Annotated in this window: 15 protein-coding genes; 9 read left to right on the plus strand and 6 right to left on the minus strand. The window is 71.2% G+C overall.

What is annotated here, in order from left to right:
* Positions 1-250 precede the first annotated feature (250 nt).
* The 7 genes from T398_RS20680 to T398_RS20710 all read left to right on the plus strand — a co-directional run bounded on the left by T398_RS20680 (position 251) and on the right by T398_RS20710 (position 7,662).
* Positions 251-1,057, plus strand: coding sequence for a cupin-like domain-containing protein (locus T398_RS20680; protein ID WP_496449245.1), 807 nt, complete (start codon positions 251-253; stop codon positions 1,055-1,057).
* On the plus strand, positions 1,054-2,307 hold the full coding sequence (locus T398_RS20685) for an 8-amino-7-oxononanoate synthase family protein (RefSeq protein ID WP_496449223.1): 1,254 nt from the start codon (positions 1,054-1,056) through the stop codon (positions 2,305-2,307). The genes T398_RS20680 and T398_RS20685 overlap by 4 nt, the downstream gene beginning before the upstream one ends.
* Positions 2,304-3,164 carry an HpcH/HpaI aldolase/citrate lyase family protein gene (locus T398_RS20690; RefSeq protein WP_496449225.1) on the plus strand — a complete coding sequence of 287 codons (861 nt, stop codon included), beginning with the start codon at positions 2,304-2,306 and terminating at the stop codon, positions 3,162-3,164. Before T398_RS20685 ends, T398_RS20690 begins: the two co-directional genes overlap by 4 nt.
* Positions 3,161-4,144: an ornithine cyclodeaminase family protein gene (locus tag T398_RS20695; protein ID WP_496449227.1), complete on the plus strand. Its 984-nt coding sequence runs from the start codon at positions 3,161-3,163 to the stop codon at positions 4,142-4,144. Before T398_RS20690 ends, T398_RS20695 begins: the two co-directional genes overlap by 4 nt.
* Positions 4,131-5,483 (plus strand): hypothetical protein, encoded by a 1,353-nt coding sequence (locus T398_RS20700; protein ID WP_496449228.1) that lies wholly within the window; start codon positions 4,131-4,133, stop codon positions 5,481-5,483. The genes T398_RS20695 and T398_RS20700 overlap by 14 nt, the downstream gene beginning before the upstream one ends.
* A 51-nt stretch (positions 5,484-5,534) precedes the next feature.
* A complete protein-coding gene (locus tag T398_RS20705) occupies positions 5,535-6,026 on the plus strand; it encodes a MaoC family dehydratase (protein ID WP_496449230.1) in 492 nt (163 codons plus the stop codon).
* Positions 6,027-6,159: 133 nt separating this feature from the next.
* Positions 6,160-7,662, plus strand: a complete 1,503-nt coding sequence (locus T398_RS20710) for an aminopeptidase P family protein (RefSeq protein WP_496449232.1) — start codon at positions 6,160-6,162, stop codon at positions 7,660-7,662.
* Positions 7,663-7,722: 60 nt separating this feature from the next.
* Here T398_RS20710 and T398_RS20715 read toward each other — a convergent pair whose 3' ends face one another.
* Positions 7,723-10,107, minus strand: coding sequence for an ABC transporter permease (locus T398_RS20715; protein WP_496449246.1), 2,385 nt, complete (start codon positions 10,105-10,107; stop codon positions 7,723-7,725).
* Entirely contained in the window at positions 10,107-10,835 is a 729-nt protein-coding gene (locus tag T398_RS20720) for an ABC transporter ATP-binding protein (RefSeq protein ID WP_496449248.1), read from the minus strand. Before T398_RS20720 ends, T398_RS20715 begins: the two co-directional genes overlap by 1 nt.
* A gap of 142 nt (positions 10,836-10,977) precedes the next feature.
* On the opposite strand from T398_RS20720, the gene T398_RS20725 reads away from it, so the two are divergent.
* Positions 10,978-12,222, plus strand: coding sequence for a sensor histidine kinase (locus T398_RS20725; protein WP_496449234.1), 1,245 nt, complete (start codon positions 10,978-10,980; stop codon positions 12,220-12,222).
* A complete protein-coding gene (locus T398_RS20730; RefSeq protein WP_496449250.1) occupies positions 12,219-12,854 on the plus strand; it encodes a response regulator transcription factor in 636 nt (211 codons plus the stop codon). Before T398_RS20725 ends, T398_RS20730 begins: the two co-directional genes overlap by 4 nt.
* Positions 12,855-12,887: 33 nt before the next feature.
* Here the strand turns inward: T398_RS20730 and T398_RS20735 are convergent, their stop codons facing one another.
* The 4 genes from T398_RS20735 to T398_RS20750 form a co-directional block, all read right to left on the minus strand.
* A complete protein-coding gene (locus T398_RS20735; protein ID WP_496449236.1) occupies positions 12,888-13,583 on the minus strand; it encodes a hypothetical protein in 696 nt (231 codons plus the stop codon).
* Positions 13,580-15,067: a type VII secretion protein EccE gene (eccE, locus tag T398_RS20740; protein ID WP_496449237.1), complete on the minus strand. Its 1,488-nt coding sequence runs from the start codon at positions 15,065-15,067 to the stop codon at positions 13,580-13,582. Before eccE ends, T398_RS20735 begins: the two co-directional genes overlap by 4 nt.
* A 432-nt stretch (positions 15,068-15,499) precedes the next feature.
* The gene (mycP, locus tag T398_RS20745) at positions 15,500-16,726 is read right to left on the minus strand and encodes a type VII secretion-associated serine protease mycosin (protein WP_496449239.1); all 1,227 of its coding nucleotides are present in this window, start codon (positions 16,724-16,726) and stop codon (positions 15,500-15,502) included.
* 97 nt (positions 16,727-16,823) lie between these two features.
* The coding region (locus T398_RS20750) for a hypothetical protein (RefSeq protein WP_496449241.1) at positions 16,824-17,025 on the minus strand (202 nt) is incomplete at its 5' end.

A 17,025-nucleotide genomic window follows, 5' to 3' on the forward strand; every position in this document is an offset into this window, starting at 1 on the left:
GGGGTGCTCGCGCTCGGCCTCGTCGGCTACGCGCACGGTGGCGCCGACCCCGGTCGCCGCTTTCGCCCCAGCCAGTAACTATCTGAAGTGCACTGATTACAAACGTTCACAACCTTCACATTGCTCGGTAGGGTGTCCTGATTGCGTCACTTTGGGACGCTCCTCCGGTAGGTCCGTTGGGGCTCCCGTGGTAGAAGACGGAGGACGGATCGTGACGGTTCCGCAGGAGGCTGGCGTACCAGTCGCCCGTATGACGTTCGAGGAGTTCCAGGCGCTCGGCCCCGGCGGCCTCTTCAGGGCCGACGTGCCGACGGTGATCTCACTGCCGGAGAGCGTGCGCGGGCTCGGGCGCGAGGGGGTGGCGGCCCGGCTGGCCGACATGACCGTCACCCTGTTCACCGAACCGGGCGACAAGCACCACCCCGGGCGATGGGAGACCCGGGACATCACCCTGCGGGACTTCTTCGCCGACGAGCGCCACCTGACCGAGTCCGACACCTGGCACCGGGTGGTGTCGAACATCCGGAACAGCCCGGCCGACGTCAACGCCGTGATCGGCTTCGACGCCGACGGGTTCTTCGGCTACGGCAGCTCGTTGTACGCGGCCAACCTCTGGATCAGCCACCGCGGCGTCTTCACCAAGAACCACTTCGACGAGTTCGAGAACTTCAACATCGCGCTGGAGGGCCGCAAGCGGTTCATCATCGCGCCGCCCGGGTCCCGCGACTACTACCCCCGGTCGATGCTGCGCGGCTTCGGGGACAAATCCCACGTGGTTGACCTCGACAACGTCGACCTGGGGCGCTATCCGAGAGTGGCGCCGAAGCTGGCCCAGCGCCGCGACTTCGTCCTCGAACCCGGCCACATGCTCTACCTGCCGCTCGGCTGGTGGCACCAGGCCGAATCCCTCGACCCCATCAACATCAATGTCAACTTCTGGTTGAAGTCGAAGAAGATTCTGCGCCGGCCACATGTGCTGGGCGTCGCCCTCTACACGTACGCCTACCGGCGATTCAAGGGTGTCTACAGCTACCAGCCCACCGAGGTGAACTCGTGAGCGACCGCAAGACCATCACCCCCACCCACCGCTACCGCAACAACGACAAGCTCATCGGCATCGGCAACGCCTTCTGGAACAGGTCCGAGGCCAGCGGGGTGGCCGGCATCGTCGGCGACCTCGCCGACGGGGTGTTCACCATGGCCGACGGCCACCAGTTTGTGAACTTTACCGTCTGCTCCTATCTGGATCTCGACACCCACCCGAAGGTCATCGACGGCGCGGTCGCGGCGCTACGCCGGTTCAACGTGCTGGACCACTGCATCCCACGCACCCGGGTGCAGACGCCGGTGCTGCTGGAGCTGGAGGAGTCACTCGGCGAACTCTTCGGCGCGATGGTGATCAGCGCGGTCTCCACCGCGGCGGCCAGCACCGGCCTGCTGCCGTTGATCGCCTCCGGTCACCTCGGCAACGGCACCCGGCCGCTGATGGTCTTCGACAAGAACGCCCACGTGTCGCTGGCCAACGCCAAGCCGAGCTGCGCCGACGAGTCCGAGGTGGTCACCTGCAAGCACCACGACCTCGACTACCTCGAAGACATGTGCCGCACCTACGAGCGGGTCTGCTACGTGGTGGACGGCGCCGACAGCCTCGGCGGCTACGCGCCGGTCAAGGAGCTCGCCGACCTGCAGGACAAGTACAACATGCTGGTCTTCTACGACGACTCGCACTCGCTGTCGGCGTACGGGCAGCGGGGTATCGGCTACGTGCGGACCCACGCGCCCCTCCTCGACCAGCGCACCATCACCGTCGCCACGCTGAGCAAGGGCTTCGGTGCGGGCGGTACGGCGGTCCTGCTCGACGGCTACCCGCACGAGACGCGTCGGCTCGTCGAACGCTTCGCCGGCCCGCTGGGCTACTCGCAGAAGATGAACGCCGCCGCCGTCGGCGCCGCGCTCGCCTCCGCGGAGATTCACCGCACCGAGGAGTTGGACCAGCTCCAGGGGCGGCTCCGCGCCAACATCGCGTTGTTCGACTCGCTGCTCGACACCGAGCAGTCCGGCGAGTCGTACCCGATCCGGTTGGTGCCGATGAGTGACGAAACGGTCGTCAACGCCGCCCAGCAGGTCTTCGCCGCCGGCTTCTACACCTCGCCGGTGTTCTTCCCGATCGTCGCCCGGGGCACCGCGGGGCTGCGGGTGATGCTGCGCGCCGGGCAGACCGAGGAGCAGATCCGGCGGCTCTGCGCGGTCCTGGTGCAGGCCGGGGCGCGTCCGGCCGCTGCGCTCGACGGGACGGTCGTCCGATGAGTGGCGCCGTGCGCGCCATCCCGCGCAGCATCCTCTACACCCCGGCGCTGTCCCTGGACCGGGTCGTGAACGCCTGGTCGTACGACGCGGACGTGCACCTGATCGACCTGGAGGACTCCGTCCCGCCCGCGGAGAAGCCGGCCGCGCGGTTGGTCTGCCGGGACGCGTTGGACAAGGCCCCCCAGCCGGCCAACGTCGCCGTCCGCATCAACGAACTGGGCAGCGTCGAGGCCGTGCACGACCTGCTGCTGCTCACGGAGAGCTCGGTGCGGCCCGGCATCGTCGTGATGACCATGGTCACCTCCGCGGCCGAGGTCACCCTGCTGCGTCGGATCCTGGCCTCGGCCGGCGCGCAGCCGGAAATCTACGTGACGGTGGAGACCGTCGAGGCGGTCACCGAGATCGACGCGATCGCTCAGGCGGCCGACGGACTGGTGCTGGGCTCGGCCGACCTGGCCGCCACGCTCAACGTCGAGATCACCTGGGCGGCGATGCTCGCCGCCCGGCAGGCGATGGCGATGGCCTGCGCGCGGCACAGTACGGCCTGTGTCGACACCGCCAACTTCCGGCTCTCCGAGCCGGCCGTCCTGGCGGAGGAGACCGCGCGGGTGCGGGCCCTCGGTTTTCACGGCAAGGCGACAGTGCACCCCAGCGAACTGGCCACCATCAACCAGGCTCTGCGTCCCCAGGACAACGACCTGCGGCTGGCCCGCCGGGTGGTCTCGGCGGTCGGCAGCGCCAACGGTGGCATCGCCGTACTGGATGGCAGCATGGTGGGCCCGCCGTTCGCCCGGATGGCCCGCGCCACCGTGGCGCGTCAGGACGCCTGGGAAGCCCGGTTCGGCGGCACCAGATGACCGCGACGGTGATGGTCACCGCCGCCGACATGGCGGGCGCACACCGGATGACCCAGGTGATCGACGTACTCGGTGAGATGTTCGTGGACCTGGCCACCGGCCGGACCCGCTCCCCGGCTCGCACGGTGGTGGAGCACGGCGAGCAGCGGGTACTGCTGGTGAGTCCGGCGGTCTGGGAGCGGCGTGGGGTCGGCAGCGTCAAGGTCACCACGCTGACCCCGGAAAACCCCGGGCGGGGGCTGCCGCTGATCCACGGGATCGTCGCCCTCACCGACCTTGAGACCGGGCAGATCACCGCGCTGCTGGACGGCGCCGAGCTGACCGCCGTACGGACCGGCGCGGTAGCGGCCCTGGCCACCCGTTTCTGCACCGCGGCCACCGCCGACGACCTCGCCGTCATCGGTGCGGGGGCGCAGGCCCGCGCCCTCATCCGGGCGGTGGCGGCGGTACGTCCGATCAAGACCCTGCGGGTCTTCTCCCGGACCCGGGCGGGTGCGGAGAAGCTCGCCGACGAGGTGCGGGCGACGACGCCGATCCGGGTGACGGTCTGCGACAGCGCGAAGACCGCGGTCGCGGACGCGCCGATCATCTGCACGGCCACCTCCACCAGTGACAGCACGCCGGTGGTGGCGGCGGACTGGGTGGCGCGCGGGGCGCACCTGAACGTGATCGGTGGCACCCACCCGGACGCGGTCGAGGTGGACCCGGCTCTGCTGGGAGACGCGGTGACCGTGGTCGAGGAGCGGGCCGCCGCGCTGGACGGTGCGGGCGAGGTGCGGGCCGCCCTCGCCGCTGGCCTGCTCGCCGCCGACGACCTGCGGGAGCTGGGCCGCCTGATCGGCGGCCAGGTCGAGTTCGGTGGCCGAAACTCGGTGCTGCGTACCGTGGGTATGGCCATTGAGGACACAGCTGCGGCGGCGGCGCTGCACAATGCGGTGGCGCAGCGCGGCGCGGTGGGGGAGTTAGATGCACGGGGTTGAATCGGTCGCTGCGACGGGACACCCGTGGTTCGGCGATCAACGGTTGCCGCCGGTCGCGCCGGCGGAGACGCTCCGGCATCTGCTGCGCAGCGTGCTGCAGGACACCGGCTGGCCGTACCAACCGGTGCTGCCGGCCGCGCCGATGACCATCCCCCGGGACTCGTACGCGGAGCTGTTCCGGGTGGCCGGTGCCCTGGTGCGGCTGCTGCGCCGGACCGCCCTGGAGACCGCGCCCACCGCTCGGGAGCGGCTGGCGGTCTACCGCATGCCGGCCAGCGAGGACCAGCTCTGGCTGCGCGACCCCCTCCTCGACGAGCGGTACGCGGACTGGGTGGCCCGACCGGACGCGGTTGTCGGCCCGGACGGGCTGCGTTTCGTGGAGTTCAACGTCAGCGGCGCGCTCGGCGGTGCGGTGGAGACGCAGTGCCGCCTGGACGTGTGGCGTGGGCTCTACGCCGACGCCGGCGGCCGCCTGCCGTATCGCTCGCCGGACCCGTTCGCCGTGCGCGCCGAGATGTTCCGCGCGCTCAGCGCGGAGCTGGCGGTGGCGCCCCGGGTCGCCCTCGTCGGCAGTGCCCAGGTCACGGGAGTCACCAGCTACTACTTCGAGGCCGAGGCCGAGTACCACCGCAGCCAGGGGCTGTCCACCCGGTTCTTCGAGCCGAAGGAGCTGCACGAGGCGTGGGACTGCCCGCCGGAGCTGCGTTACCCGATCGGGCTGCGCAACTTCACCATTCCGGACTGGAATGATGCCGGCGTCTCCACGGCCGAGGTGCAGCAGGCCCTGGACCACGGCACCCTGCTGGTGGGTACCCAGACCGGAACCTTCCTGCACAGCAAGCTGACCATGGGCCTGCTCTCGGAGGGGCGACCCTGGATGACCGCGGCCGAGCGGGCCCTGGTCAACCGGTACCTGCCCTGGACCCGGGTGCTCTCCGAGCGGCGGACCGAACGCGCGGGCGAGCAGGTTGACCTGCTGCCGTACGTGTTGCGCAACCGCGAGCGGCTGGTGCTCAAGGAGGCGCTGGGGGACTGCGGCAAGCAGGTGGTGATCGGACCAGAGGTGGATGCCGTGGAGTGGGAGACCGCGGTGGCGGCCGGGGCCGACGGCACCAGCATCGTGCAGGAGTTCGTCCCGCCCCAGACCTGCCGGGTGGCGTTGCTGGCCGATGGCGCCGACAAACCCCACGACGCCGAGGTCGCGCCGGTGCTGGGGCCGCTGCTGTTCGGCGGTCGGCCGGCGGGGCTGTGGTGCCGCTACCGCACCGATGGCGCGGCCGGAATCGTCAACGCCCGGGGGTCGGCCACCGGGGCGGACAACGCCATGGTGGCGCTCTGACCCTCCCGGGCGGCCCCTGACCCTATCCATCCGAAACGTCGGAGACAGCAGATGACGCTACGCCGAGTCAGCGACCACGAGTACGTTGAAGAGCACGGTGGGGACTACGAGGACTTCGAACCCGGGATGGTGATCCGGCACTGGCCGGGACGCACCCTCTCCGAGGCCGACAACACCTGGTTGACGCTGTTGACGATGAACCAGCATCCGCTGCACTTCGATCAGCACTACGCCGCCGGCGCCGAATACGGCAAGGTCCTGGTCAACAGCGGCATTACCCTCTGCCTGATCGGCGGGATGACCGTGCAGGCGCTCTCCGCGCGCGCTGTCGCCAATCTGGGCTGGGACAAGGTGCGCCTGAAGGAGCCGGTCTTCGTCGGGGACACCCTCTACGCGACGAGTCGAATCCTGCAGAAGCGGCTGTCCCGGTCCCGTCCCGGCAACGGGATCGTGACGGTGGAGACAACGGGTACGAAAGCGACCGGCGAGCCGGTGATTGTCTTTGAGCGGTCATTCCTGGTCCGCTGCCGGGAGGCTGGCTGAGTCCGCTGCCGGGAGGTTGGCTGGCCACCGCCGGGCGATGGCACCTGGAAAGGTGCCCTAGCCCATCGACCACTTACCACGTGCGCAAACCGTGGGTCGGCGCCGATGACCCGATCTGGCAGGATGTGTCGGCATGACGAGCGAGAAGCAGGCGAAGGCCAGCCACCGCGGCATTCCCAGCAGCAACGAGTTCCGTGAATTCATCGGCTCCGGATGGGCCAACCCCGACCGGGAGCCCACCCCCCGCGCCGCCGTGGCCGACCACGCCGCCCGGCGCCGGGCCGCGCTGTCGCAGCAGTTCCCCGGCGAGCGGCTCGTCATCCCGGCCGGTGGCCTGAAGGTGCGCAGCAACGACACCGACTACCCGTTCCGACCGCACACCGCCTTCGCCCACCTCTCCGGCCTCGGCGCGCACACCGACCCGGACAGCGTCCTGGTGCTCGACCCGAAGCCGGGCGGTGGCCACCACACCATCCTCTACTTCCGGCCGCTGGCCCCGCGAGACAGCGAGGAGTTCTACGCCGACTCCCGTCGTGGCGAGTTCTGGGTGGGTCCGCGCCCGAGCATCGCCGACCGGGAGTCGGAGCTGGGCATCACCGCGCGGCACATCGACTCGCTCGGCGACGACCTCGCCAAGGACGCCGCCGCCGCCCGGCTGCGGGTGGTCCGGGACGCCGATTCCCGCCTCACCGAGCTGGTGGAGAACGTCCGCACCCAGGCCGGCGCAACCGGCTCGGAGCAGGAGTGGGAGGAGGCGGACGTGGAGTTCGCCCGGCACCTCTCCACCATGCGCCTGATCAAGGACGAGTGGGAGGTGGGCGAGATGCGTAAGGCCGTCGCCGCCACCCACAAGGGCTTCGACGCGATGATCGCCTCGCTGCCCGAGGCGGTCCGCAAGGGCCGCGGCGAGCGCTGGGTCGAGGGCGTCTTCGGCCTCTACTCCCGGCACGAGGGCAACGGCGTCGGCTACGAGTCGATCTGCGCCTCCGGCGACCACGCCAACACGATCCACTGGACGAAGAACACCGGCGAGGTTCGCGAAGGCGACCTGATCCTGATCGACTGCGGGATCGAGATCGACTCGCTCTTCACCGCCGACATCACCCGTACCCTGCCGGTCACCGGTCGCTTCACCGACGTACAGCGCCGGATCTATGACGCCGTCTACGAGGCGCAGCAGGCCGGGCTGGCCGCGGTGAAGCCGGGCAACAAGTTCAGCGACATCCACGCCGCGGCGAACGCGGTGATCGCCCGAATCCTGCACGAGTGGGGGCTGCTGCCCGAGGGGGTCACCCTGGAGCAGACCCTGGACCGGGAGAAGGGTGGCTGGCACCGCCGCTGGATGGTCCACGGCACCTCGCACCACCTGGGCCTGGACGTGCACGACTGCCAGCTGATGCTGCGTGAGAAGTACATGGACAGCGAGTTGCAGCCGGGCATGATCCTCACCGTCGAGCCGGGCCTCTACTTCAAGTCCGACGACCTGCGGGTGCCGGCGGAGTTCCGCGGCAACGGCGTCCGGATCGAGGACGACGTGCTGGTGACCGAGGACGGCTGCGAGAACCTCTCCGCGGCGATGCCGCGAACCTCCCACGAGGTGGAGGAGTGGATGGCGCGGGTCTGGGCGAACGCCTGACCCCACCCACCCCCGTACGACGATGTGGCCCGCGACCGGCGTACCGGTCGCGGGCCACGCTCAGTTGCTCCGCGGACGCAGCTGGCGCCAGGACACGACGGCGCTCGCGGCCATCGCCAGGGCCAGGCTGCCGAGGACCGCCCCGGCCACCACCGCACCACTGACCTGCACGGACACGCGGGTCGCGGTCTCGGCGCCGAGACCCGAGGCGACGCCGACCAGCGGCGGCACGGTGGCGAGCAGACCCAGCACCGAGCCGATGATCACCAGTAGCCCGGTCTCGCCGACCGCGACCCCGAGCAGCTGTCGCCGGGTGCCGCCGGCCGACCTCAGCACGGCGAGGCTGCCACGCCGCCCCACCGCCGCCAGAGCCATGCTGTTGGCCACCGCCAGCCCGCTGTAGCCGACCGCGACCACCGTGAGTATCGTCGCCAGGCTGTCGGTCAGTTCGGCGTCGGTGCGGTAGTCCTGCAGCGCGAACTCTTCGGCGTCGTGTAACCGAGCGCCCGCGCCCAGTCGGGCCGGCGCCTGGTCGGCGGCGAGGAAGATATTGTCGGTCAGGGCCGTCGGATCGTGCTCCCGGACCGTCTCCCGGGAGAGCACGAACGCGCCGCGAGTCGGGTCCGGGGGCAGCACCTCGGCGACCCGCAACGGGGCGCTACGTCCGTCGGCGAAGCGTACGGTGATCGTCGAACCGGCCGGCACGTCCAGGAGTTCCGCCATCGTGGTGTCCAGGACCGCCTCGCCCGGCCGGGACCAGCGCGGGTCCCGCGACCCGACCCCGTCGAGCACGGTGTCGCCGCCGTCCGGCCGGGTCACGAAGAGGCGGGTCGGCAGCGGCGCCCGACCGGTCGGGTTCGCCCGGACCACCGCCTCGTTCAGGCCGGGCGCGTTGCCGGGGTCGATGAGCACCTGCCCCGCCAACTGCCGGGTGACCTCCGCGGGATACGCCATCCGCATCGTCTCGACCAGCCCACTGACCAGCACGGCGAAGCCCACCGCGACGATGACCGGGGCGGCGATGGAGGCGGCCCGGCGGGGTGAGTTGAGCAGCTCGGCCCGGACGAGCATCGCGCCCGCGCCGCGGGACCGGCGGGCAACCGCCGCCGTACCCAGGCGTACCAGCGGCCCGATCACGACCGGCGCCAGCAGCGCCGCGGCGGCGATGAGGCACATCGATGTCGTGAGCGCCAGGGTGACCCGTCGGTCCGCGTCGCCGACCGCGGTCAGGACGGCCAGTACCAGACCCAGACCGAGGATCCCCAGCCCGGTGGCCCCCCGCGCCCGGCCCAGCCGGCGCCGCTCCGTCGCGGCGGCGCGCAACGCCTCGATGGGCGGCACCCGGGCCGCCGAGCGGCTGGCCACCCCGGCGCCGAGCACGGCGATCCCGGTGCCGACCGCGCCAGCCGCCAGCAACGGCCACGCCGAGATGACTATCCGGGCGCCGGGCGGGGTGACGTCGAGCCGGTCGAGCGACGCCAGCAGGGCGGGCGCCGCGCAGACGCCGGCCAGGCAGCCGACCACCGAGCCGAGCAGACCGAGCAGGACCGCCTCGCCGAGCACCAGGCGGCGGAGCTGGCGCCGGTCGGCGCCGATCACCCGGAGGAGCCCGATCTCGCGGCGGCGCTGGGCGGTGGCCAACGCCAGGGTGGCGGTAACCACGAAGATCGTGGTGAAGAGCGCCATGATCGTGATCGCCCCGATCAGCTGGGTGCCGAGGAACCGCCGGTGCGTGTGGTGCCCGGGCTCCACCACCCCACGGGCGGCACCGGTCAGCGCGGTGCCCCCGTCGCCGACGATCCGGCCGGCCCGGTCGGCGATCTCCGAGCCCGCGGAACCCGGCGCCGCCAGCAGCCCGATCGTGGTCACCCCGGTGTCCCGCCGCGCCGCCTCAGCATCGGTGAAGTAGAAGCCGTGCCCGGGTACCGTCCCGCTCACCGTGTAGGAGTGCACCCCGTCCGCGTGGCCGACCGGGAGCGTGGCACCGACGGCCACCCCGAGAGCGGTGCCCACCACCACCTCGTGGTCGGAGCGCGGCGCCCGACCGGCGGTCAGCTCGTACGGGGCAAGCCGGGTGCTGGACCAGCCGTGCCCGGCCTCCGCCGCGGCCTCGTCGGGCATCGGCTCGCCGTCGGTGAAGGCCTGCGCGTAGAAGTTACGGTCGATGATCGCGGCCTCGACGCCGTCGATCCCCTCGAGCTTCCGGACCAGGTCACCGGCTTCGTGCTCGCTCCACGGTACGCGGTCCCGGAGCGTGCCGGTCGGCTCCGCCGCCTGCTTCGCCACCACCAGAACCGGGGCGTTGGCCACCCGCGGCAGAGGTCTTGGCCGGCTCGAGTCGTAGAGCAGGAGGGCGGCGGCGATCAGGCCGACCCCCACCACGACGGCGAGGAAACTGGCGAGAAAGGAGCGCCAGTGCTCGCGGAGATTGGCAGCGGCCAGCATCATGCCACCAGCCGCGCCAGCTCGGCGGCGATCCGGCCGGGCCGCGACCCGTCCGCCGGAGCGAGCTCCATCCGCTCGGCGACCCGGCCATCCTGGAGGAAGACCACCGTGTCGGCGTACGACGCGGCGACCGGATCGTGAGTGACCATGATCGTGGTCTGGGCCCGCTGGTCAACCAGGTGGCGCAGCAGCGACAGCACCGCACGCGAGGTCTCGGTGTCGAGCGCACCGGTCGGCTCGTCGGCGAAGAGCACGTCCGGGCGGGTGATCAGCGCGCGCGCCAGCGCGACCCGCTGCTGTTGGCCGCCGGAGAGCTCGCTCGGCCGGTGCCCGGCTCGCTCGCCCAGGTCGACCGCGGCCAGCGCCCGGGTCACCTCCGCCCGGTCGGGGCGGCGGCCGGCGAAACGCAGCGGCAGCTCCACGTTCTGCGTCGCGGTCAGGGAAGCGACCAGGTTGAAGGACTGGAAGACGAAGCCGATCCGTTGCCGCCGTAGGGCCGTACGCCGGTGCTCGTCCATCCCGCTGAGCTCCTCGCCGGCGACGAAGACCCGTCCCGAGCTGGCCTCGTCCAGGCCCGCGGCGCACTGCAGGAGGGTGGACTTGCCGGAGCCGGACGGACCCATGATCGCGGTGAAGCTGCCCCGCGGAAAGCTGAGCGAGACCCCGTCCAGCGCCGGCACCTCCGCCCGGCCCCGGTGATACACCTTGCGTACGCGGTGGAGCTCCACCGCCGGCGAGGCCGAAGATCGAGTAGTAGCCATGCCGTCGATTCGATCGCGTACGGGCCCCCCGCACACTGACCCAGGAGATAGTCCTCAAGGTAGCGTCCGCCCTACTGTGCCGGGCCCGGTGCTGATCTACCGTGGCGCGGTGCGACATGATGGTGGGCGGCGAAGCCGAACCGCGTGGCAGGCGCTGGCCCGGCAGCCGGTGCGTTTCCTCGCCTCGGCCTGGCCCTGGCGAGCCCTGCTCTACCTGACCTCAGGGCTGCTCGTCGGCGCGCTGACGATGTGCCTCCTCGTGGTGGCGGTCACCGTCGGCCTGCTCACCGCCGTCGTCCTCGTCGGGGTGGCGCTACTGCTGGCCGCCGCGCTGATGGGGCTGCCCTTCGCCCGCCTGGAACGCTGGCGGCTGCGGCTGGTCGACCTGGACGGAATCCCACCCCCGCACCGCCCACCGGCGGGGCTGGGGCCATACGCCTGGCTGCGAACCCGGCTGACCGAGCCGGCGACCTGGCGGGAGCTCACCCTGATGGTGATCTCAGTGACCGCGCTCTGCTGGGTCGATGCCGCCGTACTCGGTCTCGCCTTCGTGGTGCCGGCGCTGTGCGTCAGTGCGCCGGTTGACGACCCGGCGGCCTGGCCCTGGGCCGTGCTGGGCGGGCTCCTGCTCCTCGCGGCCCCCTACTCGCTGACCGCCTGGGCGGGCGCCCGCGCGGCGCTGTGCCGGATCGTCCTCGCGCCCCGGGGCGTCGAAGTCGCCCCGCACCTGAAGGAGATCAGCGAGTCGCGGGCACGGCTGCTCGACGCGTTCGAGACCGAGCGGGCGCGGATCGAACGCGACCTGCACGACGGGGCCCAGCAGCGGCTCGTCTCGCTGAGCGTCACGCTGGGCCTGATCCGCCTGGACCTGCCCGAGCCCTCCACACTGCACGGCCAGCTCGCCGCGGCGCAGGAGCAGGTCGGGCTGGCCCTGGCCGACCTGCGCCACCTGGTCCGAGGATTGAACCCGCAGGTCCTCGCGGACAACGGGTTGGTGGCCGCGCTGGCGGACGAGGCCAGCCGGTTTGCGGTGCCGGTCTCGCTCGACCTGCGGCTCACCGGTCGGCTACCGCGGCCCGTCGAGGCCGCCGCCTACTACGCTGTCACCGAGGCACTGGCCAATGTGGCCAAGCACAGCCAGGCCACCCAGGTTGAGCTGATCGGACGGCACCACGCCGACATCCTGTCCCTGGCGGTGCGGGACAATGGCGTGGGCGGCGCCGACGTCTCCGGTGGGACCGGGCTGACCGGGCTGGCGGGCCGGCTCGCCGTGCTGGACGGGCGGATGCGGGTCTCCAGCCCACCCGGTGGCCCGACGCTCGTACTGATGGAGATCCCATGCCCCTTCGAGTGACCCTCGCCGAGGACTCCGCCCTGCTCCGGGAGGGGCTGGTGAGCATCCTCGGCCGGTTCGGGCACGACATCGTTGACGCGGTGGCCGACGCCGACTCGTTGACTGAGGCCGTCCAGGCCCGGCGCCCAGACCTCGTCATCACCGACGTTCGGATGCCCCCGGGCAACGCCAACGACGGGCTGCGGGCCGCCGTACGGCTGCGCCAGCACCTCCCCCGCCTGCCGGTCCTGGTCCTCAGCCAGTACGTGGACCAGTCGTACGCGACGCAGTTGTTGGACTCCGACGACGATGCGGGCGTCGGCTATCTCCTGAAGGACCGGGTCGGCGCGGTGGCGGAGTTCAACGCCGCGGTGGAGCAGGTCGCTGCGGGGGCGACGGTGATCGACCCCGAGGTGGTCCGTCAGCTGATGCGCCGCCGTTGCGACCCGAGGCGGCGGCTGACCGCCCGTGAGCTTGAGGTGCTCGCGCTGATGGCACAGGGCCGCTCCAACGACATGATCGGCCGGCAGCTGTACGTCACCGACGCAGCGGTCAACAAACACATCGGCAACATCTTCAGCAAACTTGACCTGCCGGTCACCACCGACGGCCACCGGCGGGTGCTCGCGGTGCTGGCCTACCTGCGGCGCTGAGCGGCAGGGGCACCGGGGTGACCGGTCAGCCGATCAGGCGTCGCCGCGGGCCACCGAACCCAGCAACTGGCGCTCGGTGTGGGTCACACTCAGCATGACCCACTGCACCTTGCCTCTGGTGATCAGGCCGACCATCTCCGGGTGCAGCTGGGTGAACCAGCTCTGCACGCTCACCAGCCCCAGTGCGTTCGCCGCCATCCCCGCCTCCGCCGCCGTCAGCCGCTGAAGCAGCACGATGTCGCTGCGTACCAGTGCGGTGGAGTCCCAGCCGGCCAAGTCGTCGCGAACCACCAGGGTGGCCCGCCACGGCGTACTGAGCCCGGGGTTGGGGCCGGTGACCGGGCCGGTGTCGACAACCACGAGCTGCGGTTCGGTGGGGTTGGCCGGGGTCGGCGGCGGGCTACCCGGCGGCAGGAACGTGGCGATTTCCCGGCCGATGACGCAGCGCCGCAGGAAACCGTCCCACTCCCGCTCGCGGCCCGTCTGGATGTACAGCCGGGCGCCGAGCGCGATGGCGCGGAAGGCGATCAGCTGGGCGCTGCGGACGCCGCCGACCAGCATCAGCTGGGTCGGTTCGGGGCGGAACACGCGCAGGCCCACCGGATCCTGCTGCCGGTTGCGACCAACCACGAGGCCACCGCCACCGGCGACCAGGCGCAGGCCGGCAACGGATGCGGCGTCGGTGCGGTGCAACCCCATCCGACTGTCCGGGAAGGCGACACTCCTCACCGCAGGAAACCTCCGAGCGGTAGCGTGGCGGCCACCCCGTGGGCGTGCTCGCCGTCGAGTCGTTGCAGCTGACCGCCCTGGCGGCGGATCGCCTCGTGTAGGGCCGCGTCCGCGGCGGCCAGACCATTCGGGCCGCTCCCCAGCAGCCGGAAGGCCGCCTCCATGGCCAGGTCGTCGCCGTCCACCCGACTGGCGGCGATCGACACCACACCTCCGGCGGAGGGGAGCCCCCGCAGCAGTGGATCGATCTCCCACCGCTGCGTGGGCCAGGTCAGCAGCCGGTGGCAGCTCTGCCGGGCGCCCCCGGTCGACCAGGCCCGCCAGGACTCGCGGGCGAGTAGCTGCTCGCTGCCCGCGCCCGGCATTGTCCCGGTGAGGTGGGTGAGGGTGGCGATCGCGGCGAGCACCTCTTCCCGGTTGAGCATCCGCGCGGTCACCCGCTCCTGCCGCAGCAGCCGCCGGGTTCGCTGAATCACCTTGGTCAGCGTCGGGAGCAGGTCGTGGTCGGCGTGGAAGTCCGGGGTCCGCGCCACCTGGAGCGCCACCCACGCCTGCCGGCTCGCCGGCACGTCCCCGTTGGTCAGTTCGCGGTACGCCCGGCCTACCGCCGCCGCGCTCGGATGGGCATGCGGTGCCGGGGTCACCTGGATCAGCAACTGCACCACCACCGGCGGACCCTTCCTGTCCGCCGGTGGCAGCAGCGCGGCGGGGGAGGGCAGGGCCTGCGGAGCGCTCATCAGCAGGGCCCCCTCGGTGGGGTCAATGTCGAAGATGACGCTCAGCCCAGCCGGGTGGGTCAGCAACACCGTCGGCTGGTCGTCGATCTCGACAGTCTCCAGCTCGACGCCGCGGGCCAGCTGGGCCAGGAGGTGCCGGGCCGGTTCCGGTTCGGCCGCGGCCACCTGCCGGCGTCGCCTTCGGAAGGACCACCAGACCACACTCCACTGGTGCAGCCAGCGGCCCTGAATCCGGACCACCGTGGGTACGAGCACCAGCACCGCCACGGCGGCGACCACGGCGGCGAGCAGCACGCTGTGCCCGGTGGCGGCGAGTACCGCCACCACCCCGATCTGCCACGCCACCAGCTGGACAACGGTGACCGGTCCGATCCCGAGTGGAGGCCGGTACGGCCGTACCCGGGGGGCACCCGGGCTGTCCGGTTTGGGTGGTGCTGCGGCCGGCGGCGGTGCTACGGCCGGCGCAACGGCGGCTGACTGGCGTGCCGTGCTGGCCCACGCTGCCGGGTTGGTCTGTGCCCCCGGGCGCGGCTGTGGCGTTGGGTGCGGTTGTGACGCTGGGTGCGGCTGCGCCGCCGCCGGGTAGGCGGGCGGGCCACCGCTGTGGGCCGGTGCTGCCGAGTGGGACGGTACCGCCGCTGCGGCCCGCGCGCCGTAGACGGTGCTGGTCGCCGCCCGACCCTGCCCGCGTTGCGCGGCCCAGGCATGCTCCGGTTCGCCCGGCCGTGCCGCACCCGGATGAGTCACCTCACGTCCTCCTCAGCTGGGCCGAAGGTGCCATGCCGGTTGGCTGCACCCTCCACAACGGCAATCAGGGCGTCGGCTTTCACTGCCGTGACCGGATCACCGATGGACAGGCACGCGCCAGGCTGGTCCGGGGAGACGAGAAGGGTGCGCGTCATGGCTCCGGGCTTCGTGCGTTGACGGATCGGGGTAACGCCGACGATATCCCAGCCGCTCGACCTGGCGCGGCCCCGAGGCTTGGGCGAGGTGCGCAATTGGTACCACCGAAATGATGCGGCCGTTGGCGCGGCGCCGTACCAAGGCACCAAGAGCGGAAGGAGTAATGGCCACACCCGTAATGGTGCCGCTCGCCGCAGGAGCGTTGCTGCTCAACGGAACCGTACAAGCGCACAGTCAAGGTGGTTTCGCCCGGACGGTTTGGGGTCTTGGGTGCGGTTAGTTGGGGCGTTGCCAGTCGGTGGGGTCGGTGGGGTCAACCGGTGGTGATGTGGGGGTGGGTGCTTGGGGGGTGGTGTGGGTTGTGGGTGTGGTGGCAGCTCGCCGGCGGCGGCGTAGGAGAAGTAGTGCGGTGACCGTGATGAGGCCGAGGGCGAGGACCACGATTGAGATGACGAGGGTGGGCTGGAGGCTGTTGTCTGATGGATCTGACTCGCGGGCGCGGAGGAGGGCTGGGTCACTTGGGGGTAGTGGGCGGGGAGATTGGGTTTGGGCGGTGCGGCCGTCTGGTTCGCCGGTGAGGGCGGCACGCAGGTCGAGTGTGCCCCAGCCGTATTCGCGGTCCCGGCCGGGTTCGCCGGCGTCGCGGGTGGTTTCGACCATTCGTTTGAACAGGTCTGCTGAGCTGAGGTTCGGGTGTTTCGACTTCACCAGGGCGACGGCGCCGGAGACGAGTGCGGTGGCGCCGCTGTTTCCACCGATCGTGGCGTACCCACCGCCGGGTGTTGCTTGATAGAGGTCTTCCGCGGGTGCAGCGAGATGGATCACCTGGGTTCCCCAGTCTGGGAGCGAGGCATCGCGGCTGGGTTGGCCGTCGCGGTCCAGACCGGCCACCGCGAGCGTGGCATCGTGCATTGCTAGGCCACTGATGGCCGTGTTTTCCCGGTTACCGACACCGGCGACGACGATCACGTTGTTCTGGTAGGCCCGCTCTACCGCCCGGTTGAATGCACTGTCGCTCGTGCCGTGCAGGGAGAGGTTGATGACGTCTGCGCCCTGGTCGACCGCCCAGTTGACCGCGTTCGGGATCTCGCTCCTAACGGCGGATGTATCTCCGACGGTGATTGGGAGGATTTTGGCTTTGGGGGCGACGCCGAGGATTCCCTCACGGCCGTCGGGGCCGTGTCCGTGTCCGGCGATGAGGGAGGCCATCGCGGTGCCGTGGCCGTCCCGGTCCTTGTGTCCCTTGGACTGGTCGTCGTAGACGTCTGTGCCGGGTAGTACGTTGTTTTTCAAGTCGGGGTGGCTGGCGTCCACGCCGGAGTCGATGACCGCGACGGTGATTCCTTCGCCCTGGGTGATTTGGTGCATCTCGGTTAGTTCGAGGGCGTCGAGGTACCAGGCGTCGTTCCGGTCGGCGGCGGCTGGTAGGGCCGGCATGCCGAGGGCCATGATGGCGGTGAGCGTCGCGGTGGTGATGGTGGTCGCCGGGCGGGCGAGGCGCATTCGCGGGTACCTCCTTCGGGGCGGTGGCGTGGCCGGTGGGGTGGTCGCATGGTGTGGGCCGGTCACCTGTGGTGGGGTGACCGGCCCGGGTGGGGGGTTAGCTCTGGCCGAGGGCTTTGCCGTGGTGTCGTGGCCGTTGCTCGGTTGGTGTGGTGATGGTGCCGGTCGGGGGTGGGGTGGTGGTCCAGAGCTCGTCGTCGCCGTCGCCGTATTCCCAGCTTTCGGCATTGTCGGTGGTGTTTCGCATCCTGGGGTGGCCGCCCAGTGGTGCGGGCCCGGTGCTGCCGGGCGCTCGGGTG

Source organism: Salinispora goodfellowii (assembly GCF_059570675.1).

Excerpts from the sequence above, each read along its gene's own strand:
- T398_RS20680 (WP_496449245.1), top strand. The coding sequence starts at position 251 with ATGACGTTCGAGGAGTTCCAGGCGCTCGGCCCCGGCGGCCTCTTCAGG.
- T398_RS20690 (WP_496449225.1), top strand. The coding sequence starts at position 2,304 with ATGAGTGGCGCCGTGCGCGCCATCCCGCGCAGCATCCTCTACACCCCG.
- T398_RS20695 (WP_496449227.1), top strand. The coding sequence starts at position 3,161 with ATGACCGCGACGGTGATGGTCACCGCCGCCGACATGGCGGGCGCACAC.
- T398_RS20700 (WP_496449228.1), top strand. The coding sequence starts at position 4,131 with ATGCACGGGGTTGAATCGGTCGCTGCGACGGGACACCCGTGGTTCGGC.
- T398_RS20705 (WP_496449230.1), top strand. The coding sequence starts at position 5,535 with ATGACGCTACGCCGAGTCAGCGACCACGAGTACGTTGAAGAGCACGGT.
- T398_RS20710 (WP_496449232.1), top strand. The coding sequence starts at position 6,160 with ATGACGAGCGAGAAGCAGGCGAAGGCCAGCCACCGCGGCATTCCCAGC.
- T398_RS20715 (WP_496449246.1), bottom strand. The coding sequence starts at position 10,107 with ATGCTGGCCGCTGCCAATCTCCGCGAGCACTGGCGCTCCTTTCTCGCC.
- mycP (WP_496449239.1), bottom strand. The coding sequence starts at position 16,726 with ATGCGCCTCGCCCGCCCGGCGACCACCATCACCACCGCGACGCTCACC.